General features: G+C 62.2%; 24 protein-coding genes and 1 pseudogene. 13 read left to right on the top strand and 12 right to left on the bottom strand.

Annotated elements, in window-relative coordinates:
* Positions 1-18: 18 nt before the first annotated feature.
* Complete coding sequence (locus QD408_RS12455; RefSeq protein ID WP_414139513.1) at positions 19-1,533, top strand: ABC transporter substrate-binding protein; 1,515 nt, start codon at positions 19-21, stop codon at positions 1,531-1,533.
* Positions 1,534-1,638: 105 nt separating this feature from the next.
* Here the strand turns inward: QD408_RS12455 and yghU are convergent, their stop codons facing one another.
* From yghU to QD408_RS12415, 8 genes are all read right to left on the bottom strand, one after another.
* Positions 1,639-2,490: a glutathione-dependent disulfide-bond oxidoreductase gene (gene yghU, locus QD408_RS12450; protein WP_414139512.1), complete on the bottom strand. Its 852-nt coding sequence runs from the start codon at positions 2,488-2,490 to the stop codon at positions 1,639-1,641.
* A 155-nt stretch (positions 2,491-2,645) separates the two neighbouring features.
* A complete protein-coding gene (locus tag QD408_RS12445) occupies positions 2,646-3,725 on the bottom strand; it encodes an ABC transporter ATP-binding protein (protein ID WP_414139511.1) in 1,080 nt (359 codons plus the stop codon).
* 24 nt (positions 3,726-3,749) lie between these two features.
* Positions 3,750-4,130, bottom strand: coding sequence for a cupin domain-containing protein (locus QD408_RS12440; RefSeq protein ID WP_088682596.1), 381 nt, complete (start codon positions 4,128-4,130; stop codon positions 3,750-3,752).
* 14 nt (positions 4,131-4,144) lie between these two features.
* A complete protein-coding gene (locus QD408_RS12435) occupies positions 4,145-5,236 on the bottom strand; it encodes a Gfo/Idh/MocA family protein (protein WP_088682597.1) in 1,092 nt (363 codons plus the stop codon).
* Between the two features lie 2 nt (positions 5,237-5,238).
* A complete protein-coding gene (locus tag QD408_RS12430; RefSeq protein WP_088682598.1) occupies positions 5,239-6,066 on the bottom strand; it encodes a carbohydrate ABC transporter permease in 828 nt (275 codons plus the stop codon).
* Complete coding sequence (locus QD408_RS12425; RefSeq protein ID WP_245313565.1) at positions 6,063-7,025, bottom strand: carbohydrate ABC transporter permease; 963 nt, start codon at positions 7,023-7,025, stop codon at positions 6,063-6,065. Before QD408_RS12425 ends, QD408_RS12430 begins: the two co-directional genes overlap by 4 nt.
* 32 nt (positions 7,026-7,057) lie before the next feature.
* Positions 7,058-8,311, bottom strand: coding sequence for an extracellular solute-binding protein (locus QD408_RS12420; RefSeq protein ID WP_414139510.1), 1,254 nt, complete (start codon positions 8,309-8,311; stop codon positions 7,058-7,060).
* 78 nt (positions 8,312-8,389) lie between these two features.
* Positions 8,390-9,055 (bottom strand): GntR family transcriptional regulator, encoded by a 666-nt coding sequence (locus QD408_RS12415; protein WP_088682601.1) that lies wholly within the window; start codon positions 9,053-9,055, stop codon positions 8,390-8,392.
* 131 nt (positions 9,056-9,186) lie between these two features.
* Between QD408_RS12415 and QD408_RS12410 the strand changes: the two genes are divergently transcribed.
* Together QD408_RS12410 and QD408_RS12405 are read left to right on the top strand one after the other, a co-directional pair.
* Entirely contained in the window at positions 9,187-10,383 is a 1,197-nt protein-coding gene (locus tag QD408_RS12410; RefSeq protein WP_414139509.1) for a Tm-1-like ATP-binding domain-containing protein, read from the top strand.
* Positions 10,376-11,218, top strand: coding sequence for a phosphoenolpyruvate hydrolase family protein (locus QD408_RS12405; protein WP_414139508.1), 843 nt, complete (start codon positions 10,376-10,378; stop codon positions 11,216-11,218). Before QD408_RS12410 ends, QD408_RS12405 begins: the two co-directional genes overlap by 8 nt.
* A gap of 74 nt (positions 11,219-11,292) precedes the next feature.
* On the opposite strand, the gene QD408_RS12400 is transcribed toward QD408_RS12405, so the two are convergent.
* On the bottom strand, positions 11,293-12,144 hold the full coding sequence (locus QD408_RS12400) for a DUF1932 domain-containing protein (protein WP_414139507.1): 852 nt from the start codon (positions 12,142-12,144) through the stop codon (positions 11,293-11,295).
* Between the two features lie 224 nt (positions 12,145-12,368).
* On the opposite strand from QD408_RS12400, the gene QD408_RS12395 reads away from it, so the two are divergent.
* From QD408_RS12395 to QD408_RS12355, 9 genes are all read left to right on the top strand, one after another.
* The gene (locus QD408_RS12395) at positions 12,369-12,815 is read left to right on the top strand and encodes a universal stress protein (RefSeq protein WP_414139506.1); all 447 of its coding nucleotides are present in this window, start codon (positions 12,369-12,371) and stop codon (positions 12,813-12,815) included.
* An 89-nt stretch (positions 12,816-12,904) separates the two neighbouring features.
* A complete protein-coding gene (locus QD408_RS12390; protein WP_088682606.1) occupies positions 12,905-13,819 on the top strand; it encodes a DnaJ C-terminal domain-containing protein in 915 nt (304 codons plus the stop codon).
* 2 nt (positions 13,820-13,821) lie between these two features.
* On the top strand, positions 13,822-14,145 hold the full coding sequence (locus tag QD408_RS12385) for a chaperone modulator CbpM (RefSeq protein WP_088682607.1): 324 nt from the start codon (positions 13,822-13,824) through the stop codon (positions 14,143-14,145).
* 150 nt (positions 14,146-14,295) lie between these two features.
* The gene (gene napE / locus QD408_RS12380) at positions 14,296-14,490 is read left to right on the top strand and encodes a periplasmic nitrate reductase, NapE protein (protein WP_088682608.1); all 195 of its coding nucleotides are present in this window, start codon (positions 14,296-14,298) and stop codon (positions 14,488-14,490) included.
* Positions 14,491-14,493: 3 nt separating this feature from the next.
* On the top strand, positions 14,494-14,997 hold the full coding sequence (napF, locus tag QD408_RS12375) for a ferredoxin-type protein NapF (RefSeq protein WP_414139505.1): 504 nt from the start codon (positions 14,494-14,496) through the stop codon (positions 14,995-14,997).
* Positions 14,990-15,274 carry a chaperone NapD gene (locus QD408_RS12370; protein WP_088682610.1) on the top strand — a complete coding sequence of 95 codons (285 nt, stop codon included), beginning with the start codon at positions 14,990-14,992 and terminating at the stop codon, positions 15,272-15,274. The genes napF and QD408_RS12370 overlap by 8 nt, the downstream gene beginning before the upstream one ends.
* Entirely contained in the window at positions 15,249-17,753 is a 2,505-nt protein-coding gene (gene napA / locus QD408_RS12365; protein ID WP_414139504.1) for a periplasmic nitrate reductase subunit alpha, read from the top strand. Before QD408_RS12370 ends, napA begins: the two co-directional genes overlap by 26 nt.
* Positions 17,723-18,223 carry a nitrate reductase cytochrome c-type subunit gene (locus QD408_RS12360; protein ID WP_088682612.1) on the top strand — a complete coding sequence of 167 codons (501 nt, stop codon included), beginning with the start codon at positions 17,723-17,725 and terminating at the stop codon, positions 18,221-18,223. Before napA ends, QD408_RS12360 begins: the two co-directional genes overlap by 31 nt.
* Before the next feature lie 5 nt (positions 18,224-18,228).
* Positions 18,229-18,939 (top strand): NapC/NirT family cytochrome c, encoded by a 711-nt coding sequence (locus QD408_RS12355; protein ID WP_414139503.1) that lies wholly within the window; start codon positions 18,229-18,231, stop codon positions 18,937-18,939.
* 18 nt (positions 18,940-18,957) lie between these two features.
* On the opposite strand, the gene QD408_RS12350 is transcribed toward QD408_RS12355, so the two are convergent.
* The 3 genes and pseudogenes from QD408_RS12350 to QD408_RS12340 all read right to left on the bottom strand — a co-directional run.
* Positions 18,958-19,887: a phosphatidate cytidylyltransferase gene (locus QD408_RS12350; protein WP_414139502.1), complete on the bottom strand. Its 930-nt coding sequence runs from the start codon at positions 19,885-19,887 to the stop codon at positions 18,958-18,960.
* Positions 19,884-20,504, bottom strand: a complete 621-nt coding sequence (locus QD408_RS12345; protein ID WP_414139501.1) for a lysophospholipid acyltransferase family protein — start codon at positions 20,502-20,504, stop codon at positions 19,884-19,886. The genes QD408_RS12350 and QD408_RS12345 overlap by 4 nt, the downstream gene beginning before the upstream one ends.
* Positions 20,505-20,539: 35 nt before the next feature.
* Positions 20,540-20,638 (bottom strand): annotated as a pseudogene (locus QD408_RS12340) (CDP-alcohol phosphatidyltransferase family protein); the annotation flags it as partial.
* A 237-nt stretch (positions 20,639-20,875) separates the two neighbouring features.
* Between QD408_RS12340 and QD408_RS12335 the strand changes: the two are divergent.
* On the top strand, positions 20,876-21,862 hold the full coding sequence (locus tag QD408_RS12335) for a BMP family protein (protein ID WP_088682615.1): 987 nt from the start codon (positions 20,876-20,878) through the stop codon (positions 21,860-21,862).
* Positions 21,863-21,868 lie beyond the last annotated feature (6 nt).

The following is a 21,868-nucleotide window of genomic DNA, read 5'->3' as shown; positions in this document are numbered from 1 at the left end:
AAAGAAGGGAACGAACTGATGACAAACAGGTGGAAATCAATCGGGCTCGCCGCCATGCTCGCTGGCCTGACGCTGAGTGCAAGCTATGCCGAGGCCGCTGGTGTGCTCACCATCGGCCGCCGTGAGGATTCGACGACGTTCGATCCGATCAAGACCGCGCAGAACATCGACAACTGGGTGTTCTCCAACGTCTACGACGTGCTGATTCGTGTCGACAAGACAGGCACGAAGCTGGAGCCGGGCCTTGCCGAAAGCTGGACCGCCTCGGATGACGGGCTGACCTATACCTTGAAGATCCGCGACACGAAGTTCTCCGACGGTTCGCCGCTGACGGCGGAAGACGCGGCCTACAGCCTGCTGCGCATCCGCGACGATCCTGCCTCGCTCTGGAGCGATTCCTACAAGGTGATCGACACGGCGGTCGCGACCGACGCGCACACGCTGACGATCAAGCTCAAGAACCCGTCCGCGCCGTTCCTCTCGACGCTTGCGCTGCCCAATGCCTCGGTCATTTCCAAGAAGGGCATGGAATCGCTGGGGCCTGATGCCTATGCCGAGAAGCCGATCGCATCCGGCGCCTTCGTGATCGACGAATGGCGGCGCGGCGACCGCGTCATCCTCAAGAAGAATCCGAATTTCTGGGAGGCCGAGCGCGTCAAGCTCGACGGCGTCGAGTGGATCTCGGTGCCCGACGACAACACCCGCATGCTGAACGTCCAGGCCGGCGAACTGGATGCGGCGATTTTCGTTCCCTTCTCCCGCGTCGAGGAACTGAAGAAGGATCCGAACCTCCATGTCGACATCGATGCCTCGACCCGCGAGGATCATCTGCTGATCAATCATGCGCATGGCGCGCTCGGCAAGAAGGAAGTCCGCCAGGCGCTGGATCTTGCGATCGACAAGAAGGCGATCGTCGATACGATCACCTTCGGCCAGGGCACGGTCGCCAATTCCTACATTCCGAAGGGCGCGCTCTATTATTACGCCGACAATCTGCAGCGACCCTATGATCCGGCAAAGGCCAAGGAGATGCTGGCGGCTGCCGGGGCCTCCGACCTGACGCTGAATTACCTGGTCCGCGCCGGCGACGAAGTCGACGAGCAGACGGCCGTATTGGTCCAGCAGCAGCTGCAAAAGGCCGGCATCACCGCCAATCTGCAGAAGGTCGATCCCAGCCAGCAATGGGACATGCTGGTTGCCGGCGACTATGACGTCTCGGTCAACTACTGGACCAACGACATTCTCGACCCGGACCAGAAGACCACCTTCGTCCTCGGCCACGATTCCAACAATAACTACCTGACCAATTACAAGAACGAGGCGGTGAAGGAACTGGTCGCCAAGGCGCGTCTCGAACTCGACCCGAAAAAGCGCGAAGCGATGTATGTCGATCTGCAGAAGATGGCCAAGGACGACGTCAACTGGGTCGACCTCTATTACAGCCCCTATATCAACGTCTCGCGCAAGAATATCGAGAACTTCTACCAGAACCCCCTCGGCCGCTTCTTCCTGGAAGACACGGTCAAGAACTGAGTTCGGGCAGCCTGTAAACGCTCCGCCGCCACAAAGGCGGCGGAGCCTCATTTCTTTCTGCAAAAGGCTGATGCGGCTTGCTTACTCGGCGGCGGCCAGCTTGTCCTATGTTTTCGTGTCGAAGTCGCTGGCGTCGTGGCGCTCGTGCAACTGGCTCGACGGCTCGCCGGAGAGGCGGTTGACCATGCGCCCGCGCTGCACGGCCGGCCTGTTGTGGATGGCGTCGGCCCAGCGCAGCACGTTCTTATAGTCCTCGACCTGCAGGAACTCGGCCGCCCCGTAGGTCCAGCCCTTCACCAGGCCGCCATACCAGGGCCAGACGGCGATGTCGGCAATCGTATACTGGCTGCCTGCCAGATACTCGCTTTCGGCAAGGCGACGATCGAGCACGTCGAGCTGACGCTTCACCTCCATGGCGAAGCGGTCGATCGCATATTCGATCTTGGTTGGCGCGTAAGCATAGAAATGGCCGAAGCCGCCGCCGAGATAGGGTGCGCTTCCCATCTGCCAGAACAGCCATGACAGGCATTCGGCGCGCGCGGCCGGCTCGGTCGGCAGGAAGGCGCCGAACTTTTCGGCGAGATAGGTCAGGATTGCGCCGGATTCGAAGACGCGGATCGGCTTCGAACCGCTGCGGTCCATCAGTGCCGGGATTTTCGAGTTGGGATTGACGGCGACGAAGCCGCTGCCGAACTGGTCGCCATCGCCGATCCTGATCAGCCAGGCATCATATTCCGCGCCGCTATGACCGAGCGCCAGCAGCTCCTCGAGCATGATCGTGACCTTTTGGCCGTTCGGCGTGCCGAGCGAATAGAGCTGCAGCGGATGGCGGCCGATCGGAAGCTCCTTGTCATGGGTCGGCCCTGCGATCGGGCGGTTGATGCTGGCGAATTGGCCGCCGTTCGCCTTGTTCCAGGTCCAGACCTTCGGGGGTGTATAGTCGGGAGAACCGCTCATCTTTCAAAACTCCTGGGATTGGTCAGACAGAGCGCGGCGCCGTTGGGAGCGCCGCATTTTTCCTGACATAGCAGAGGCGGGGAGGTTTTGTCACAGGTTTGGAGCGGCCTCACGCAATCGTCAGAGCCTTGGCAAACTTGAGGAAAACGGCTGCTTCAGGCGTCCGCTTCGGGAAGACGCCTGCCTGTCGCGGCCGAAAACAGATGTTCACCGGCCGCCCGCAAGGTGAAACGGATGGTGTCGCCGGGCCTGACAGCGATGCGCTCGCGAAACAGCATATTGACATTTTCTTCGCCGATCCGGGCGACGACCTGCGTTTCCGCGCCTGTCGGCTCGACGACGACGATAGTCGCCGGCGTTCCCTCGTCGGCGATGACGAACTGCTCCGGCCTGATGCCGTAGATCAGCTCTTCCCCGGGATCGGCGGTGCCGGGACGCAGCGACAGCGGCATGGCGATCCCGCTGTTGGTGCGAAAGATCGAGGGGGCGTCGGCCTGGATGCGGCCCTTGAGCAGGTTCATCGCCGGCATGCCGATGAAGCCGGCGACGAAGGTGGTTGCGGGGCGATCATAGATCTCCAGCGGCGTTCCGATCTGCTCGACGATGCCGTCGCGCATCACGACGATGCGGTCGGCCATGGTCATCGCCTCGGTCTGGTCATGGGTGACGTAGACGGTAGTAATCTTCAGCCGCTGGTGCAGCTCCTTGATCTCGGCGCGCATCGCCACGCGCAGCTTGGCGTCGAGATTGGAAAGCGGCTCGTCGAAGAGGAACACCTTCGGATCGCGCACGATCGCGCGGCCCATGGCGACGCGCTGGCGTTGGCCGCCCGAGAGATGACGCGGATGGCGGTCGAGATAGGGTTCCAGCGCGAGAATCTTGGCGGCGGACTGCACGCGGCGGCCGATCTCCTCCTTGGCCGTGCCGCGCAGCCTCAGGGAAAAGCCCATATTCTCGGCCACCGTCAGATGCGGATAGAGCGCATAGCTCTGGAACACCATGGCGATGTCCCGCTCCTTCGACGGCAAGTCGTTGACCATGCGGCCGCCGATCGAAAGCCGGCCGTCCGAGATCGTCTCCAGGCCGGCGATCATGCGCAGCAATGTGGACTTGCCGCAGCCGGACGGCCCGACCAGCACGATGAATTCGCCATCCTCGATGTCGACGTCGACGCCGTGGATGACAGGCAGGGTGCCGTAGGATTTGCGGATGTTGTGAAGCGCGATCGATGCCATGATGTCTTCCCTTTCAGACGGCGTTCAGGCCGCGCCCTCGCCTTCATGATTGACCGCCGTCCGGGTGCCGGAGGAGAACATGATCAGGGCGAAGAGCGGTTCGTTGCCGAGCGCGCGCGCCCAGTGGCGGATATTGCGGGGGATGCGGATGGCGTCGCCAGGTTCGAGCCGATAAAGGGCGTCACCGAGCTTGTGTTCGCAACTGCCGGAAACGACGTAGAGGATCTCTTCGCAGTCGGGATGCGAGTGCAGCTGGTTGCGCTCGCCGGGATTGATGCGGCAGGTGCCGAAGGTCATCTCGGCGCCGGGCGTGCCGTCGCCGGTGATCTTCCAGTTGAGTTCGCCCCAGCTGGTCGGCATGAATTCGCCGCCGGCTTTCCTGAAAATGATGTCGGTCTCGCTCAAGACTGTGCCTCCGGTCAGAGATTGGTGGTGACGCCGGCATCCGTGCGTCTGTAGAATTCGAAGAGTTTCATGATCTCTCGGGCGATTTCGAGCGTGCCCCTCGTGATCGGCGTGCCCGCAAGGATCGCATCCGTCAGATGCAGGATCTCGGGCACATAGCCGAGATAGAAGAGGTTGTTGTTGTAGAGCTGGCCTAGCGAATGCTCCGGCTCATAGAGCAGCGCGGCATTCTCGTCCGGCTGGATGAAGCTTGCGGCGCGGCCATAGGACGGCAGGTCCGCCTTGCGGAAATAGGTCAGACGGCTGCCGTTTTCGACGATGGCGTTGGCGCCCTCGCCGATGATCTCGACCCGCTCGAAGATGCTGCCGCCCGATTGGCCAGCGGCAAGATGCAGCGTGCCGATCGCGCCGGAGCGGAAGCGCAGGCTGGTGACGCTTGCGCCGGTCAGCGCTTCCCACTCGTAGCCTGCGCGCTCGATCTCGCCGCCGAGAAAATTCAGGATCGCTCCTGGATGGTAAATATGATCGAGGAAGCTCTGCATCTTGACGAGGTCGGCGCGGTCTTCCGGGCTCGGCAGGCTCTGGGGATAGCGGACATTGATCGAGGTCAGCCTGCCGAAGCCGGGCGAGCCGATCAGGTCCTTGAGTTTCTCGATCGTCGGAAAGAAAGTCTTCTTGAGGCCGGTCATCACCATGCGGCCGGCCGCCGCACTTGCCGCCTGCAGCCTTTCGATATCGCCGATGCTTGCCGCTGTCGGCTTTTCCATCCAGACGTGGGCGCCTGCTGCCAGCGCGTCGAGGGCCAGATCGGTCGCCTGCACCCGGCCGTCGGGATGATAGGCGGTGACGAGAAAGACCAGTTCCGGCTTTTCCCGCTCCAGCATCTCGCGATGATCGGTATAGGCTTTGCCGGCGCCGAAGAGTTTTGCGAATTTCTCGGCGCGGCCGAGATCGAGATCGCAGATGCCGGCAAGTTCCACCGGCGCATAACGCAGCGCCGGATAGACATTGCGGTAGGCATGGCCGCCGGCGCCGATGAAGCAGGCCTTGATACGGTGATCGAATTCGAAATTGTAGCGGATTTCCCGCTGGACGTGGTGCGACATGGTCAGCCCTTGATTGCTCCCTGCGTCAGCCCCTCGGTGAAACGGCGCTGCATCAGGATGTAGAGAAGAATGATCGGCAGGAACGAAATGACGGTGCCTGAGAAGACCAGGCGGTAATCGGAAGCATAGGTGCTGGCGAAACGAACCAACCCGAGCGGCAGCGTCTGTACCTCGGGGCTGATCAGCACGATCAGCGGCAGGAAGAAATCGTTCCAGGTGGAGAGCGCGCTGATGATGACGAGTGCCTGCACGGCGGGGGTCGAGATCGGCAGAAAGACCTTGGTGAGGATCTGGAAATGCGAAGCGCCGTCGATCTTGGCGGCCTCGATCAGATCGTCGGGCACGCCGATGAAGAAGCTGCGCATCAGGAAGATGCCGAAGGGAATGCCGTTGCTGACCTGCACCAGCACGATACCGGCAAGCGTGTTGACGAGATTCAGCCCGAAGAGCACCTGGTAGAGCGGGATGACGATCGCCTGGACCGGCACGGTCAGCCCGAGGATGAAGGCGTAGAACAACCATTCCCGGCCGGGAAAACGGATCTTGGCAAGCGCATAGCCGGCCGGCGCGCAGGTGATGAGCGACAGGGCGACGACGCCCGCGAGGTTGATGAGGCTGTTGCCGACGAGATCGCCGAAGCCGCCGATCTGCCAGGCGTCGAGATAATTCCGCCACATCAGGTCGGCGGGCCAGGTGAAGGGATCGGCCTGGCCGATCTCGGCCTCGGTCTTGAAGCTCGAAATCAAGAGCCAGACGAAGGGGGCGAGGATCAGGATCAAGACCGGGGTCAGCGCCAGCGCCACCGGCCATTCGCGATTGCGCACACTCATTGGGACAGCCTCGCGCGCCAGCGGTTGAAGACGATGGTGATGGCGATCGCGAGCAGGCTGAGCAGGATGCAGAGCACCGCAGCAAGCCCATGATCCTGGGACTGGAAGGCAAGCCGGTAGATATAGGTCGTGATCAGCTCGCTCTGATAGAACGGCCCGCCATTGGTCATGACGAAGACCGTGGCGAAGCCCTTCAGGCCGTTGATCATCGCCAGCGAGACGACGAAGGTCGTCACCTCGCGGAGCCCCGGCAGCGTGACATAGATCAGCTTCTGGAAGGCGTTGGCGCCGTCCACTTCGGCAGCATCGTAAAGCGAGTGATCGATATTCTGCAGGCCGGCGATGAAGAGCAGCATGTAAAGGCCGAAACCCTGCCACGAGCTTGCGACATTGACGGAGAACAGCACCAGCGCAGGATCGGAAAGCCAGCCTTGCGTGAAGGCGCCGAGCCCGATCTGCGTCAGGGCCGTGTTCAGCAGGCCGAAAAACGGATCGTAGATATTGGCCCAGATGACGCCGACCACGGCGAGCGAGACCAGATGCGGCAGGAAGAAAGCGGTGCGGAAGAAGACTTGCGTCACTCTCAGCCTGCTGACGGCAAGCGCCAGCAGAAGGCCGAGCCCGCCCGCCATCACCACATGATAGGCCAGCCAGAGGAAGGTATGGACGAGGCTCTTCCAGACGATCGGGTCCTGGGCCGCCTTGGCGTAATTATCGACGCCGACGAAGCTTGCTGATGTGTTGAAGCCGGCCGAGCTGTTGAAGCTCAGCCAGAAGGTGGCGGCGATCGGCAACAGCGTGAAGACCGCATAAAGTGTCAGCGCCGGCGCCATCAGCCAGAATGCGGTGCGGGCATCGCCATCGGCTGAGATCGACCCGGCCGTTCGTGGTCTCGACATACGGGCGGGGTTGCCGCCCGTATGTCCCGCCACGGCAGGGGCAGTGCTGAGAGGAGCCATGACCTTGCTTCCGGGCGTTTCTGGAATGACCACTATTTCGCCTCTGCCATCTTCGCCTGGATCTGCTTCATGCCGTCCTCGCCGCCGATCTGGCCGGAGATGAGGCCCTGGATGACCTGGAAGTAGGTGTCGAGCACGGGGCCTGGCAGATAGACGCTCGGATTGTAACCGACGCCGCCGGCCGCGGCCGCGAAGATGTCCTTCAGCACGGGTGTCGGCGGTTCGACACCGGGGATTTCACGCGGGTAGATCATCGTGCTTGCCGGATCCTGCGCGCGTTTTTTCATCACCGCATCCGACAGCATGAAGTCGATCCACTTCATCGCAAGCTCCGGCTGCTTTGAGTTGACCGGCACGAGCCAGCTCCAGCCGACGCCGCCGGTCGGGATTGCGGCACCATTGATGTCGGACGGCATGGGCGCATAACCGGCGTTGGCGAGATCGTAGCCGGCCTTGCGGGCATTGGCGGTGAACCAGGGACCGGCGACGAACATGGCCGCACGCTTGTTGAACCAGAGGCGCGAGGCGCCGTCGAGATCGAGGCCCGCCATTTCCTTCTTGATATAGCCCGCTTCGACCAGCTTCTGCAGCCGGATGGCGCCGGCGGCGACCGATGGATCGTCGACAGCGATCTCGCGACGCAGCGCCTTGCCGATCACTTCCTTGCCGCTTGCCGATTGCAGCAGGTTGCCGAAGAGATGGCCGGCGCTGCCCGGTGTGCGCGGACCGATGGCAATCGGCTGCAGGCCGGTCTCCTCGATCGCCTTCATCAGCGTTTCGAACTCGGCCCAGGTTGCCGGGATCTTCCAGCCCGCCTGCGCGAAAATGTCCTTGTGATACCAGATGCCGAGCGCATCAAGGCCATCCGGAACCTCATAGATTTCGCCGCCGAACTGGCCCTTCAGCTCGGTGTAGAGCCAGGGATAGATCTCATCCTTCCAGCCGCGCTTTTCATATTGCTCGGTGAGCGGCATGACCTGCTTGGCGTTCTTGACGACGCTGATGCGGCCGATGCCGGAGTTGGTGAGGATCACGTCAGGCCCGGCATCCGACTGGATAGCCGCCTGCACCGCGCCGTTGCTGATCGTGCCGGTCGGCGGCATGAATTCGACCGTTACACCGGGATTGGCCTTCTCGAAATCGGCCTTGATGCCGTTCCAGAGCTGCGCGACCAGCGGTTCGGTGATCTGCTCCGGACCCCACATTTTCAGGGTCTCGGCATGCGCCAGCGAACTTGCGGCGATCATCGCCGCCAGTGCCGTGCTGCGGGCAAGAAATTTCAGCATTGTTCCCTCCTCCGGGCCGCTCCTCGGCCACGTTCTTCGCTCGTTGAAAGGAGACCTCCCTCTCCTTCATTCACCCGGCTAAAGCGCCGGATTTTCCTTCTGGAAGCGCGCCATGACGGCCTGCTGGACGTCGCTGATATGCGCGTGCATCAGCGCCTTGGCGCGGGCAATGTCGCGCGACCGGAAAGCCTGCAGGATCTGATCGCGCTCCTCGGCTGCCCTTTCGGCGAGATCGCGGCTCTCATTGGCGATCGAGCGGCAGATCTGGATCTGCAGCGCGAGCCGCGCCAGCGTTTCGACCAGCGGCGCGCTTCCCGAAAGCTCGGCGATGGTCTCGTGGAATTCCTTGTCGCGGATGCCGTAAGTCGCCATGTCGCCGCGGCGCAGTGCCGCCACCGCCTCGTCCAGGATGCGCTCGAAGTTCGCGATATGCCGGTCGCTCATCTCGGGAACGGCGAGCTCGACGGCGAAACATTCGAGCGTCTTGCGCAGATTATAGAGGTCGTCGATCTCCTTCGGCGTGAAGCTGCGCACGAAGAAGCCGCGATAAGGCTTGATCTCGATCAGCCCTTCCTTGGCAAGCGTGCCGATCGCCTCGCGAAACGGCGTGCGACTGACCTGCAGGCGCTCCGTCAATTCCTTTTCATCGATCGAGACGCCGCTCGGCAGTTCGCCGGAGACGATCAGGCGAACGATTTCCTCGTAGATCCGCTCGCGAAGGGTGAGGTGGCGCGGTGCGTTCATGGTCTCCATTTCCGTCTGGCGTTCGTGATTTAAGTATGCAATATGCGAAAGAATATACAATATGGAAAATACAAAAACAGGAACTTTATCGAAAATAAGCGGAAAACGGCTCAAAAAGAGGAGGAAAACCAATGGGAAAGGTCTATATCGTCGGCACGTGCGACACCAAGGGAGCAGAACTGAGCTACGCCAGGGAGGTGGTTCTTGCGGCTGGAGCCGATGCCTTACTGGTTGATGTCGGTACGCTCGGGGACGGCGCCGGCGCCGATATCCGTGCCCGCGACGTCGCCGAATTTCATCCTGGGGGTGCCGCGGCCGTGCTCGGGCAGACCGATCGCGGAACGGCGGTCTCTGCCATGGCCAAGGCGCTGACGGCGTTCCTGAAATCGCGTGACGATATCGGTGCCGTGCTCGGCCTCGGCGGAACCGGCAACACCGCGCTGGTGACGGAGGCGATGCGGGCGCTCCCCGTCGGCCTGCCGAAACTGATGGTCTCGACGGTCGCTTCAGGCAATGTGGCGCCCTATGTCGGACCGAACGACCTCACCATGATGTATTCGGTCGTCGACGTCGCCGGCCTGAACGCGATCTCGCGCAAGGTGATCGGCAATGCCGCCAATGCGGCGGCCGGCATGGCCCGTAACCCCATTCCCGCCTCGATGGACGACCGGCCGGGCATCGGCATGACCATGTTCGGCGTCACCACCTCCTGCGTCACCCAGGTTCGCGAGATGCTCGGCGAGACGCATGAAATCTACGTCTTTCATGCCACCGGCGTCGGCGGTCAGTCGATGGAGAAGCTTGCCGATTCCGGCCTGCTGCAGGGGGTGATCGACGTGACGACCACGGAGGTTCCAGATCTCCTTGTCGGCGGTGTCTTTCCGGCGACCGAGGATCGCTTCGGCGCCATCATCCGCACCGGCCTGCCCTATGTCGGCTCGGTCGGCGCCGTCGACATGGTGAATTTCGGAGCGCGGGAAACGGTGCCGGCAGCCTTCCGCGACCGCAAGCTCCACGTCCACAATGCGCAGGTGACACTGATGCGCACCACGCCGGAGGAAAACGGCCGGATCGGCGCGTTCATCGTCGAACGGCTCAACCGGATGCAGGGGCCGGTCCGTTTCCTGCTGCCGCTTCAGGGCGTTTCGGCAATCGACGCCGCCGGCCAGCCGTTCCACGATCCCGAAGCCGACGCGGCGCTGTTTTCCGCCATCCGCGCCGGTTGGCGCGATGCGCCGAACAGGCGCCTCATCGAGATCGATGCCCATATCAACAGCCCGGAATTTGCCGCCGCGCTCGTCGCGAGCTTCCACGAGATCCATGCCTGAGGAGAGAGTTTTGACCCGTATCGACAGAAACGACATATTGAAGAAGCTTCGCCGCAAGATCGCCGAGGGCCGGCCGATCATCGGCGGCGGTGCCGGCACCGGCCTTTCCGCCAAGAGCGAGGAAGCCGGCGGCATCGACCTGATCGTGATCTATAATTCCGGCCGTTACCGCATGGCCGGGCGCGGCTCGCTGGCCGGCCTGCTCGCCTATGGCAATGCCAACGAGATCGTCAAGGAGATGGGCCGCGAGGTGCTGCCGGTCGTACGCCACACGCCGGTGCTCGCCGGCGTCAACGGCACCGATCCCTTCATGCTGCCCGATCACTTCCTCGACGAATTGAAGTCCATGGGCTTTGCCGGCATCCAGAACTTTCCCACCGTCGGGCTGATCGACGGCACCTTCCGCGCCAATCTCGAAGAGACCGGCATGGGCTTCGATCTGGAAATCGACATCATCGCCCGGGCCCACGCCAAGGACATGCTGACGACACCCTATGTCTTCAGCAGCGACGACGCGATTGCCATGACCAAGGCCGGTGCCGATATCGTCGTCTGCCATCTCGGCCTGACCACCGGGGGCGCGATCGGCGCCGAAACGGCGCTGACGCTCGACGGATGCGTGGAGAAGATCAATGCATGGTCGGATGCCGCAAGATCGGTGCGCGACGATGTCATCGTGCTCTGCCATGGCGGCCCGATCGCCATGCCGGCTGATGCGGCCTATGTGCTCGCCCGCTGCAAGGGCTGCAACGGCTTTTACGGCGCAAGCTCGATGGAGCGCTTGCCGACCGAGGTCGCGATCAGGGCGCAGGTCGAGGATTTCGCGAAGATATAGGCGTCGGTTGGACCGGCCGCACGTCAGCCGCCGGCGCCTCCATTGCGGGGCGCCGGTGGCGAAAAGCGTTGGGGTCAAGCGCCGGTTTCGCGAGGCGCGAGGATGTCGTCCAATTGCCTGACGAGTGCGTGGCTGCCCTCCACGTCCTCTGCCAGCTTGGAGAAAACACCCGCCATGCCGCGGAAGATGGTTGCCGCCGGATCGTCCTCTCCGAGGAAATCGGCGATCTCCTGCATTTCGGCGATCCAGCGATAGGCTTTCGGATACATGTCGGGAATGGATTTCGACAGTTTCCGCTCGAAATCCGGAAGGCTGTCGGTCAATTCGGCTTTCAGGCTTTCGGCAGCTCCCGAGCGCGAGGCCGCAAGCAGCATGGCGGCGCCGAGGCCGGTAAATCCCTTGTTGATGCCGGCATAACACATTTTCAGCGCGGAGGCGGCGCCGAGCGGCCCGTCGAGCCTGCGGACCGTGAGGCCGCAATCAACAAGCAGCCTGCTTCGCCCTGCGGTATCGCCGCTGATATAGATGGTCGGGCCGGGCCTGCCTGGTACCGGCGGGCCGCCGATGATGGCGCCGTCCAGCACGTCTACGCCGCAGCCTTCGAACCGTGCCGCGAGCGCCTGCATCGTCTTCGGTGAGATTGCGTTGAGATCGATGAAAGGCGGCGGCGACCGCACCCTCGATGATATCTCCGCGACGAGTCCGGCGACGCTGATGGCTTCCGCCGGCGGCACGATCGACAGGATCAGCTCGGCCTTCGCCAGGTCCTCGCTGCCGACCGGCGCCATGCCGGCGGCGGCAGCCCTCGCTATCGTTTGCTCGCTCCGGCCTTCGAGATAGGTCAGCACCGTCGCGCCATGGTCGACCAGCCGTTTGGCGACGGCACTGCCCATGGCGCCCGCCCCGATAATCGCAAAATTCGGCATGTGAGCCTCGATCCGTGATGGCATTCGAACGAGAACTATTGCCGGTGGCCACGCCGTCAACTGCGACGATTCAGCCTGAGGTTCCGGCCTCGAAGGAATGTGCCGGCTTCCCACGGACTGCCGTTGCGATGTGGTAAAGGTTTCTGCTTGATATTGATCAAGGCAGGCATGGCCGGCACCGGTATGATCGGCGCGCTTGTTCCTATTCGAAGGTATTGATTGCAATGTATCGAACGATCATCTGCGCCATCGGTATGGGCTCTCGCGAAACGGCGACCCGCCTTCTGCGCCGGGCTGCGGCGCTGGTGGACGAAGGCGGCAGCATCGTCGTCATGCATGTCATCGAGAATATCCCGCGCCACCATCTGGCTGACATCCCCGAGGAATTCGAGACGACAGCGATTATCGAGGCCGAGAGGAAGCTTGTCGCGCTCTGCAAGGAGCTCGCAGTTCCAGCGACGGTCGAGGTTCGCATCGGCGTTGCCGCCTCCCTGCTGGTGTCAGCCGCCAGGGAAAGGTCGGCTGACCTCATCCTGCTTTCATCCCATGTGACCGATATTACCGACTACGTCTTCTCGTCGATCGTCGACAAGGTGGTGCGTCACGCCGGATGTTCGGTTCTCATCGACCGGCGTCCCGGTCAGGCACAGGAAGATGCAGCGCTGTTCTAACCTTTCGCGCTCCCCTCCCCGGCTGCGGCCTGACAACCTATATCACCAGTGAATCAACGGCAGAATTGGCTGCCCGACCGGAGATTTGCATGAGCCAGGATCCCTATGAGCTTCTGGGCGTGAAACGGGATGCGTCGCAAAAGGATATTCAAAGCGCGTTCCGCAAGCTTGCCAAGAAACTTCACCCCGACCTGAACCCCGGCGACAAACGCGCCGAGGAGCGGTTCAAGGAAATTTCGACCGCTTACGAGATCTTGAGCGACGAAGAGAAACGCGGGCGTTTCGACCGCGGCGAAATCGATATGACGGGCGCCGAGCGGGCGCAGCGCAGTTATTATCGTGACTATGCTTCGGCGGGCGGTCCCGATAATCCGTATAACAAGAGCGCGGGCTTTGCCGATTTCGGCGATGCCGACGATATCTTCGCGAGCTTCTTTTCGCGCCGCACCGGCGGCGGCCGGGCGCGCAGCCAAGGCCAGGACCGGCGTTTCTCCATGGAGGTCGACTTTCTCGAGGCCGTCAACGGCACCGGAACCGAGGTCAAGTTTCCCAATGGTCCCGCGCTCGAGGTTAAGATCCCGCCAGGAACCCGCGACGGCCAGACCTTGCGGCTGCGCGGCAAGGGCGAGCCGGGCATCGGCGGCGGGCCGGCGGGCGATGCGCTCATTGAAATCCATGTGCGCCCGCACCGCTTCTTCACGCGTGACGGCGACGACATCCGCCTGGAACTGCCGATTTCCCTCAACGAGGCGGTGCTCGGCGGCAAGGTGCGCGCACCCACACCGTCAGGACCCGTCAGCCTGACGCTGCCGCCTCATTCCAACACCGGGAAGGTTCTGCGTCTCAAGGGCAAGGGCATCGCAAAACGCGGCGGCGGACACGGCGACATCTACGTCTCCTTGAAGATCGTGCTGCCTGATAGCCCTGACGAAAGGCTGGCGTCCCTGGTGAAGGAATGGGCGGCGGCACATCCATACGATCCGAGGAAGAACATGGAGGCCTGATCATGAATGATCAAGAGTTCCGTCTCTACTTGAAAATCGATGTGGTCCAGCTCGATTTCTGGATCGAACAGGGGTGGTTGATCCCGGAGACGTCAAGGGGACAAAGGCAGTTTCGCGACGCCGACGTCGCCCGCGCCCGGCTCATCCTCGATCTCATGGGCAATATGGGCGTCAACGAAGCCGGCGTCGATATCGTCATGGATCTGGTGGACCAGCTTCATGGCGTCAGGGGAACCATGGGTAAGCTGCTGACGGCGATCGGCAGGCAGGAACGGGACGTTCAGCAGCGATTGTTCGAGACTCTCAAGGACGTCGACCGGGTTTAGACGGTCGTTTCCGTGGCTCGGTCTCGTCGCCCCTTCTACGGCGATACGCGGCTCGTGCCTCTTTCGATGAGAGCGGTTGCAGTCGGGAAGAGCATAAGCCACCTAGGCTTGTTTAAGCAAGCATGTTATCGTCTGCGCTGGGGGTCTGTCATGTCTGAATTGCTTCAAAAAGCATCGGGGCAGAGCAATCCGCGCGCGAAGCGCCGGACGGAAGTGTTGGCTTTTCTTGTCCTCGCATTCGGAATATGGCCTCTGGTCGCCGTGGGTGTCGTCGGCGGATATGGCTTCCTCGTCTGGATGTTTCAGATCGTGTTCGGCCCTCCGGGGCCGCCGGCAGGGCATTGAGTCATGTCCCATGCGCCGATGTCGCGACGTCAATTCCTTTCAGGCCGGCCGGCAACGGCCGATGGCAGGATTTGCCCGCCGGGAACGTCGATGGAAGCCCTTGCCGCGGCATGCACCGGATGCGGACGATGCGAGGAGCGATGTCCCACCAAGATAATCCGTCTCGTGGACGGACTGCCGTCGCTCGACTTCATGCGAGGCGAATGCACGTTCTGCGGTGAATGCGCGGCATCGTGCCCGCAGCCGGTCTTCATCGCGGAACGGATCGATCGTTTTGCCCATGTTGCCGCAATTGGCGATACCTGCCTGGCGAAGCGCGGCATCACCTGCCAGTCGTGTGGAGAAGTTTGCCCTCAGCAGGCGATCCGTTTCCGGCCCCGCATCGGCGGCCCATTTCTTCCGGAGCTTCGCACGGAGATTTGCAACGGATGCGGGGGATGCATCGCCAGCTGTCCGGTCAACGCCATCACGTTGCAGCCTTACGGGATGGAGGCGGCCGATGCCTGAGCAGGCTCTGCGCTATCACATATCGAGCGCCGTAGTCGCGACCATGCCCGCCCGCACCGGGGCTGTGCTTACGGCGCTTGCCGAAATGCGGAATGTCGAAGTCCACGGTCATGCCAACGGCAAGATCGTCATCGTCATCGAGGGAACGAGCACGGGCGTGCTCGGCGATCGTCTGTCGCAAATCTCGCTCCTGGATGGGGTGATTGCGGCAAACATGGTGTTCGAGCATGTCGAGGAGGAGATGCAAGGCCATGACGGGAGAATTGAACAGGCGTGACCTTCTGAAGGCCCAGGCCGCCGCCATCGCCGCGACCGCCGCGGGAATAGCGATGCCGGCCGCCGCTCAGCCGGTGCCCGGCGGCGTCGGTGCATTGGAGATCAAATGGTCCAAGGCCCCGTGCCGCTTCTGCGGCACCGGTTGCGGCGTCATGGTGGGCGTCAAGCAAGGCCAGGTCGTTGCAACGCATGGAGACATGCAGGCGGAGGTCAACCGCGGCCTGAACTGCATCAAAGGCTATTTCCTCTCCAAGATCATGTATGGCGAGGACAGGCTTCAGACCCCCCTGCTGCGCAAGCGCGACGGCCGCTACGCCAAGGACGGCGAGTTCGAACCGGTGAGCTGGGACGAGGCCTTCGACGTAATGGCCGAGCAATGCAAGAAAGTGCTCAAGGACAAGGGGCCGACGGCTGTCGGCATGTTCGGCTCGGGCCAGTGGACGATCTTCGAAGGATATGCCGCCGCAAAGCTGATGCGGGCCGGCTTTCGTTCCAACAACCTCGATCCCAACGCCAGGCACTGCATGGCGTCTGCCGCCTACGGGTTCATGCGCACCTTCGGCATGGACGAGCCGATGGGCTGCTACGACGACTTCGAGAACGCGGACGCCTTCGTGCTCTGGGGCTCTAATATGGCGGAGATGCATCCGATCCTCTGGACGCGCGTCGCCGACCGCCGGCTCGGGCAGCCGCATGTGCGCGTCGCGGTTCTTTCGACCTTTACGCACAGGAGCATGGATCTTGCCGATATTCCCATCGTCTTCAAGCCGGGAACCGATCTGGCGATCCTGAACTTCATCGCCAATCACATCATTCAGACTGGGCGTGTGAACGAGGCCTTCGTCCGCGATCACACGAAATTCGCACGGGGCGTCACCGATATCGGCTACGGCCTGCGCCCGGACAATCCGGTTGAAGTCGCCGCGGCCAACGCCACGGACCCCGGCAAGACCGAGCCGATGGATTTCGACGCCTTCAAGGAGTTCGTCAGCGAATACACGCTGAGGAAGACGTCCGAACTCACCGGGGTCGATCCGGAATTCCTGGAGCAGCTGGCCGAACTCTATGCCGATCCCGGCCGCAAGGTGATGTCGCTTTGGACGATGGGCTTCAACCAGCATGTGCGCGGCGTCTGGGCGAACCAGATGGTCTACAATCTGCATCTGCTGACGGGCAAGATCTCCGAGCCGGGCAACAGCCCGTTCTCGCTGACCGGCCAGCCGTCAGCCTGCGGGACGGCCCGTGAAGTAGGAACCTTCGCCCATCGTCTTCCTGCCGACATGACGGTGACGAATCCCGAGCACCGCAAGCATGCCGAAGAAATCTGGCGTGTCCCGCAGGGGATCATTCCGGAGAAGCCTGGCTATCACGCCGTCCAGCAGGACCGCATGCTGAAGGACGGCAAGCTGAATTTCTACTGGGTGCAGGTCAACAATAACGTCCAGGCCGGACCGAACACCAGCAACGAGACCTGGCAGGGTTATCGCAACCCCGAGAATTTCGTCGTGGTTTCGGATGCCTATCCGACCATAACGGCGATGAGCGCCGACCTGATCCTTCCCGCGGCGATGTGGGTCGAGAAGGAAGGCGCCTATGGAAACGCCGAACGGCGCACCCATGTCTGGCATCAGCTCGTCCAGGCCAAGGGGGAAGCGCGATCAGACCTCTGGCAGATCGTCGAATTCTCCAAGCGGTTTACCACCGATGAGGTCTGGTCGACGGACATCCTCGATGCCAATCCGGAGTATAAGGGAAAAACGCTCTTCGACGTGCTGTTCCGCAATGGCGAGGTGGATAAATTTCCGCTCAGTGAGATCAGTGCCGAATACGACAATGCCGAGGCCAAGGCATTCGGATTCTATATCCAGAAGGGCCTGTTCGAGGAGTACGCCTCCTTCGGGCGCGGCCACGGACACGACCTCGCGCCCTATGATACTTATCATGAAGTACGCGGGCTCCGCTGGCCGGTGGTCAACGGCCAGGAGACGCGCTGGCGATACCGGGAAGGCTATGACCCCTATGTGAAACCCGGCGAGGGCGTGAAATTTTATGGCCAGAAGGACGGCAGAGCCGTCATCCTGGCCGTGCCTTACGAGCCGCCGGCCGAATCTCCCGACGATGAATTCGACTTCTGGCTGGTTACGGGCCGTGTGCTCGAACACTGGCATTCGGGATCGATGACGATGCGGGTTCCGGAGCTTTACCGGGCGTTTCCCGGCGCGCGATGTTTCATGAATGCCGAGGATGCCCGCAAGCGCGGCATCAACCAGGGAGCGGAGGTGCGGATTGTTTCCCGCCGCGGCGAGATCCGCTCGCGCATCGATATCAGGGGCCGGAATCGAATGCCGTCAGGCGTGATCTTCGTCCCCTGGTTCGACGCCAGCCAGTTGATCAACAAGGTCACGCTCGACGCCACCGATCCCATCTCCAAGCAGACGGATTTCAAAAAATGCGCGGTCAAGATTCTTCCCGCCGTTTAAGGCGACCGGAATGGCAGGCAATCGCAGCCGGCATCGTCGTTTTCCTGGCGACGGCCGCCTTCGGCCAGGTGGTGCAGCAAACCGTCCCCCAGCTGGAAGGCCCGACGCCTTCGATGGAAACAGGGGATGCCAGGCCGCTGCCGAAGTGGATCGTCGACGACAAGCGCAGGATGCGCGCCTATCCGGACCAGCCGCCGATCATTCCGCATTCGATCGAAGGTTACGAACTGTCGGTCAATGCCAACCGCTGCCTCTCCTGCCACAAGCGCGAATTCACGCAGGATAGCGGCGCGCCGATGATCAGCGTCACCCACTATATGACGCGCGACGGCCAGATGCTCGCCGACGTCTCCCCTCGCCGCTACTTCTGTACGGCGTGCCATGTGCCGCAGGCGGACACCCCGCCGCTCGTCCCCAATGCGTTCAAGGATATGAGCGAGCTCGGTTTCAAACCGGCCGGGAGCGAGTGACCGTCATGATCGCATTTATCAGGAAAGCGGTTCTATGGGCGTGGTCGATCCTGACGACGCCGGCGGCGACGATCGGGCTCGGTGTCCTGACGCTCGGCGGCTTCGTCGGTGGCGTCCTCTTTTGGGGGGCGTTCAATACCGCGCTCGAACTGACCAATACCGAAAAATTCTGCACCTCCTGTCATGAAATGCACGACAACGTCTATCAGGAGCTTTCGCGCACCATCCATTTCTCCAACCGATCGGGCGTGCGGGCGACTTGTCCGGACTGCCACGTGCCGCATCAGTGGACCGACAAGATCGCCCGCAAGATGCAGGCTTCCAAGGAGGTCTGGGGCAAGATATTCGGCACGATCAACACTCGCCCGAAGTTTCTGGAAAAGCGGCTGGAGCTTGCCCAGCATGAATGGGCGCGTATGAAGGCCAATGACAGCCTGGAATGCCGCAACTGCCATTCGTCGGTGGCCATGGATCTGCAGAAGCAGACGCAACGCGCCGCCGAGATCCATACCCGATATCTGCTTTCCGGCCAGGCGACCTGCATCGACTGTCACAAGGGTATCGCCCACGAACTGCCGAACATGGAAGGCATCGATCCCGGCTGGAAAATGCCGAAGGAGCTCGAAGGCAGGAAGATTGTGAATGCGACGCCTATCGACGACCTTCAGGAGGCCATGGCGAAGGCCCATGCCTCGTCCATGGAGGCTGCGAGATAGTCTTTCGCGGATGAAACCTCAGACGGTGTACCAGTAGCGGACGATGTGGAAGAACAGCGGCGCGGCGAAGGTGATGGAATCCAGGCGGTCGAGCACGCCGCCGTGACCCTCGATGACATAGCCCCAGTCCTTGGCGTTGAGATCGCGCTTGATGGCCGAGAGCACGAAGCCGCCGAAGAAGCCCGCGACGACGATGACCGTGCTGACGGCCGCCGCCTGCAGAGGCGAGAACGGCGTGAGGCGATAGAGCAGCGTTCCCACCAGGATGGCCGAGGCGCCGCCGCCGATCAGGCCTTCGAGCGTCTTCGACGGGCTGATGTTCGGTGAGAAGCGATGCTTTCCGAGAAGCTTGCCCCAGACATATTGGAAGACGTCGCTGAGCTGCACCACGATGACGAGATAGACGAGAAGAAGGGCCGACGGCGTGCCGGTCTGCAGCATGAGCAGCGCGGGAGCATGGCTGATCGAATAGACCGTCAGCATCAATCCCCATTGCACCCGGGCGGTGCGCGCCAGGAATTCGTTGACGTCGCCCGTCAGGGTCGCCACCGCCGGCAGGATCAGGAAGGCATAGACCGGGATGAATATCGCGAAGAGGCCATACCACAGTGTCCCGAGCAGCACATACTGCACCGGCAGGACGACGAAGAAGGATAGGAACAGCGCCAGATGGTCGCCGCGACGCGATGGCGTCAGCGTCCAGAATTCGCGAAGCGCCATGAAGGACAGGAATGCGAACAGGACGACCACCGCGGTATCGCCGAGCAGGATCGCGCCGCCGAATATCGCGACCATGATCCACCAGGAGCGGATACGGGCATTGAGATTGTGGACGGTGGCGACGGAGCCGGGCTCGCTCGCGCGCCGTTGAAGGATGAAGCCGATGGCCGAGGCGACGGCCAGCAGGCCGAGAATCGCGGCAAGCACGACGGAAAAATGGCTGGTCATGCGATGTGCTTTCCGTCTGCTAGCTCGATGATCGCGGCACGGGCGCGGGCCAGGAACGCGTCCTTTCCTTCGCCCGGTTCGACGCGCAGCGGCTTGCCGAAGCGCGCCGTGCAGGTGATCGGCACGATGAGCCAGCTTCCCTTCGGCAGGATACGCTGAAGATTGTCGAGATGGATCGGCACGAGATCGACATCGGGGAAACGGCAGGCGAGGCGATAGATGCCGCTGCGGAAAGGGGCGATCTCATCGTTGGCGCTTCTCGTGCCTTCCGGGAAGATCAGGACCGAGCGCCCCTCTTCGAGCAGGCGCTCGACCGGCTCCAGCGGGTTGCTTTCGGGCAGAGGCTTGCGGTCTATCAGGACGGCGCGCAGGCCTTTCTCGGCGATGAAACGGCGCAAGGCGCTTGTTCCCCAATAATCGCGCGCCGCGACCGGGTGAGTCAGTCGCCGGATCGGCCACGGCAGGGCGGCCATGACGGCGACGGTATCGACATGGCTGTTGTGATTGGCGAAATAGATGCGGCGGCGAGGGTCGGGCGCACAGCCCCGCCACTCGCTTCGGGCGCCGACCATGATCCGGACGAACAGCACGAGAAGGCGACGGATGAGCGCGGTCATAATCTCTCCAGGGAACGGCTGAGGCTCATCCTGCGCGTGATACCGGTGCGCGCCAGCCAAGCACTGAGCCCGATCGCCCAGGACGACGACCGGCTCGCGATCGGCCGCCGCGAGGCGTCTTCTTCTTCACCCATTTCAATTTCCCCAACCCGATGGTTCTATGCATATCCTGCCGGAGTCGCCGCGCCAAGCCCTGTAGATCCGGCCCGAGAAGCACGGCGACGCCGGGTGTGCAGGCCTGCCATATCTCATGCTTTCAGCCATGTCGTGGCGGTCGATCAGCCTGATTTTTAAGCCTGTTCGCTGCTTGACACTTTTTTGGGCGCTACTATGATTTTTGAACCAGATGGTAAAAATAAGGGGAGCAATCAATGACCAAAGACATCCTGATTTCACGCCGGGCAGTCATCGCATCGGGCATTGCGCTTGGCGTCAGCGGCTTCGCCCCGCTCGCAAGGGCCGCTGCCCCGTTGAAAGTCGCCGGTATTCATGCCTCGCCGGTTGAAAATGCCTGGAATTCCTGTCTCCACAAGGCCCTTCAGGACGCGGCCAAGGACGGCGTCATCGAATATGTCTTCTCCGAAGGCGTCTCCGGCACCGATTATCCCCGTGCCATGCGCGAATATGCCGAACAGGGCAACAAGCTGATCATCGGCGAGGCCTATGCCGTGGAGAAGGAGGCCCGGCAGGTCGCGGCCGACTATCCCGATACGGCTTTCGTCCTGGGTTCGAGCGGCGAGCAGGCGGGCGACAATTTCGGTGTCTTCGGCACCTGGAACTATGACGGCGCCTATCTGGCCGGCATGCTGGCGGGCAAGATGACCAAGTCGAATGTCGTCGGTTCGGTCGGCGCCATTCCGATCCCCGAGGTCAACATGCTGATCAACGCCTTCGCCGCGGGGGTCAAGGCGGTCAACCCGGATGCAAAACACCTCGTCTCGTTCATCGGCACCTTCTTCGATCCGCCGAAGGCCCGCGAAGCCGGTCTTGCCCAGATCGACGCCGGCGCCGACATCCTGTTCGGCGAGCGTATCGGCACGGCCGACGCCGCCAAGGAGCGCGGCATCAAGTCGATCGGCTCGCTGATCGATTACACGCCGCGTTATCCGGATACGGTGTTCGCCAACGCCATGTGGTACTTCCGCCCGATCCTGAATGCCGCGATCGCCGATGTCGCCGCCGGAAAACCGGTCGGACGGAATTACACGTCCTACGGCCTGATGAAGGAAGGCGGCAGCGACATCGTCTTCGTCAAGGGTGTCGCGCCCGCCGAGGCGGAAGCGGCGATGGAGGCCAAGCGTGCGGAGATCAAAGCCGGCACGTTCGAAGTTCCGAAGATGATGGACGAGCCGAAGTAGTTCGGC

It is taken from the genome of Rhizobium sp. BR 249, from assembly GCF_047445895.1.
In the GTDB taxonomy this organism is placed as follows: Bacteria; Pseudomonadota; Alphaproteobacteria; order Rhizobiales; family Rhizobiaceae; genus Rhizobium.
The sequence above is the reverse complement of the archived record's forward strand: the minus strand, read 5'-3'. Positions and strand labels throughout refer to the sequence as shown.

Coding starts and splice junctions, on each gene's coding strand:
- QD408_RS12435 (WP_088682597.1), bottom strand. CDS start 5,236: ATGTCGCACCACGTCCAGCGGGAAATCCGCTACAATTTCGAATTCGAT.
- QD408_RS12370 (WP_088682610.1), top strand. CDS start 14,990: ATGCCTGAGCAGGCTCTGCGCTATCACATATCGAGCGCCGTAGTCGCG.
- QD408_RS12405 (WP_414139508.1), top strand. CDS start 10,376: ATGCCTGAGGAGAGAGTTTTGACCCGTATCGACAGAAACGACATATTG.
- napE (WP_088682608.1), top strand. CDS start 14,296: ATGTCTGAATTGCTTCAAAAAGCATCGGGGCAGAGCAATCCGCGCGCG.
- QD408_RS12425 (WP_245313565.1), bottom strand. CDS start 7,025: ATGGCTCCTCTCAGCACTGCCCCTGCCGTGGCGGGACATACGGGCGGC.
- QD408_RS12410 (WP_414139509.1), top strand. CDS start 9,187: ATGGGAAAGGTCTATATCGTCGGCACGTGCGACACCAAGGGAGCAGAA.
- yghU (WP_414139512.1), bottom strand. CDS start 2,490: ATGAGCGGTTCTCCCGACTATACACCCCCGAAGGTCTGGACCTGGAAC.
- QD408_RS12420 (WP_414139510.1), bottom strand. CDS start 8,311: ATGCTGAAATTTCTTGCCCGCAGCACGGCACTGGCGGCGATGATCGCC.
- QD408_RS12415 (WP_088682601.1), bottom strand. CDS start 9,055: ATGAACGCACCGCGCCACCTCACCCTTCGCGAGCGGATCTACGAGGAA.
- QD408_RS12335 (WP_088682615.1), top strand. CDS start 20,876: ATGACCAAAGACATCCTGATTTCACGCCGGGCAGTCATCGCATCGGGC.
- napF (WP_414139505.1), top strand. CDS start 14,494: ATGTCCCATGCGCCGATGTCGCGACGTCAATTCCTTTCAGGCCGGCCG.
- QD408_RS12350 (WP_414139502.1), bottom strand. CDS start 19,887: ATGACCAGCCATTTTTCCGTCGTGCTTGCCGCGATTCTCGGCCTGCTG.
- QD408_RS12385 (WP_088682607.1), top strand. CDS start 13,822: ATGAATGATCAAGAGTTCCGTCTCTACTTGAAAATCGATGTGGTCCAG.
- QD408_RS12400 (WP_414139507.1), bottom strand. CDS start 12,144: ATGCCGAATTTTGCGATTATCGGGGCGGGCGCCATGGGCAGTGCCGTC.
- napA (WP_414139504.1), top strand. CDS start 15,249: ATGACGGGAGAATTGAACAGGCGTGACCTTCTGAAGGCCCAGGCCGCC.
- QD408_RS12455 (WP_414139513.1), top strand. CDS start 19: ATGACAAACAGGTGGAAATCAATCGGGCTCGCCGCCATGCTCGCTGGC.
- QD408_RS12360 (WP_088682612.1), top strand. CDS start 17,723: ATGCGCGGTCAAGATTCTTCCCGCCGTTTAAGGCGACCGGAATGGCAG.
- QD408_RS12390 (WP_088682606.1), top strand. CDS start 12,905: ATGAGCCAGGATCCCTATGAGCTTCTGGGCGTGAAACGGGATGCGTCG.
- QD408_RS12445 (WP_414139511.1), bottom strand. CDS start 3,725: ATGGCATCGATCGCGCTTCACAACATCCGCAAATCCTACGGCACCCTG.
- QD408_RS12395 (WP_414139506.1), top strand. CDS start 12,369: ATGTATCGAACGATCATCTGCGCCATCGGTATGGGCTCTCGCGAAACG.
- QD408_RS12355 (WP_414139503.1), top strand. CDS start 18,229: ATGATCGCATTTATCAGGAAAGCGGTTCTATGGGCGTGGTCGATCCTG.
- QD408_RS12345 (WP_414139501.1), bottom strand. CDS start 20,504: ATGACCGCGCTCATCCGTCGCCTTCTCGTGCTGTTCGTCCGGATCATG.
- QD408_RS12430 (WP_088682598.1), bottom strand. CDS start 6,066: ATGAGTGTGCGCAATCGCGAATGGCCGGTGGCGCTGGCGCTGACCCCG.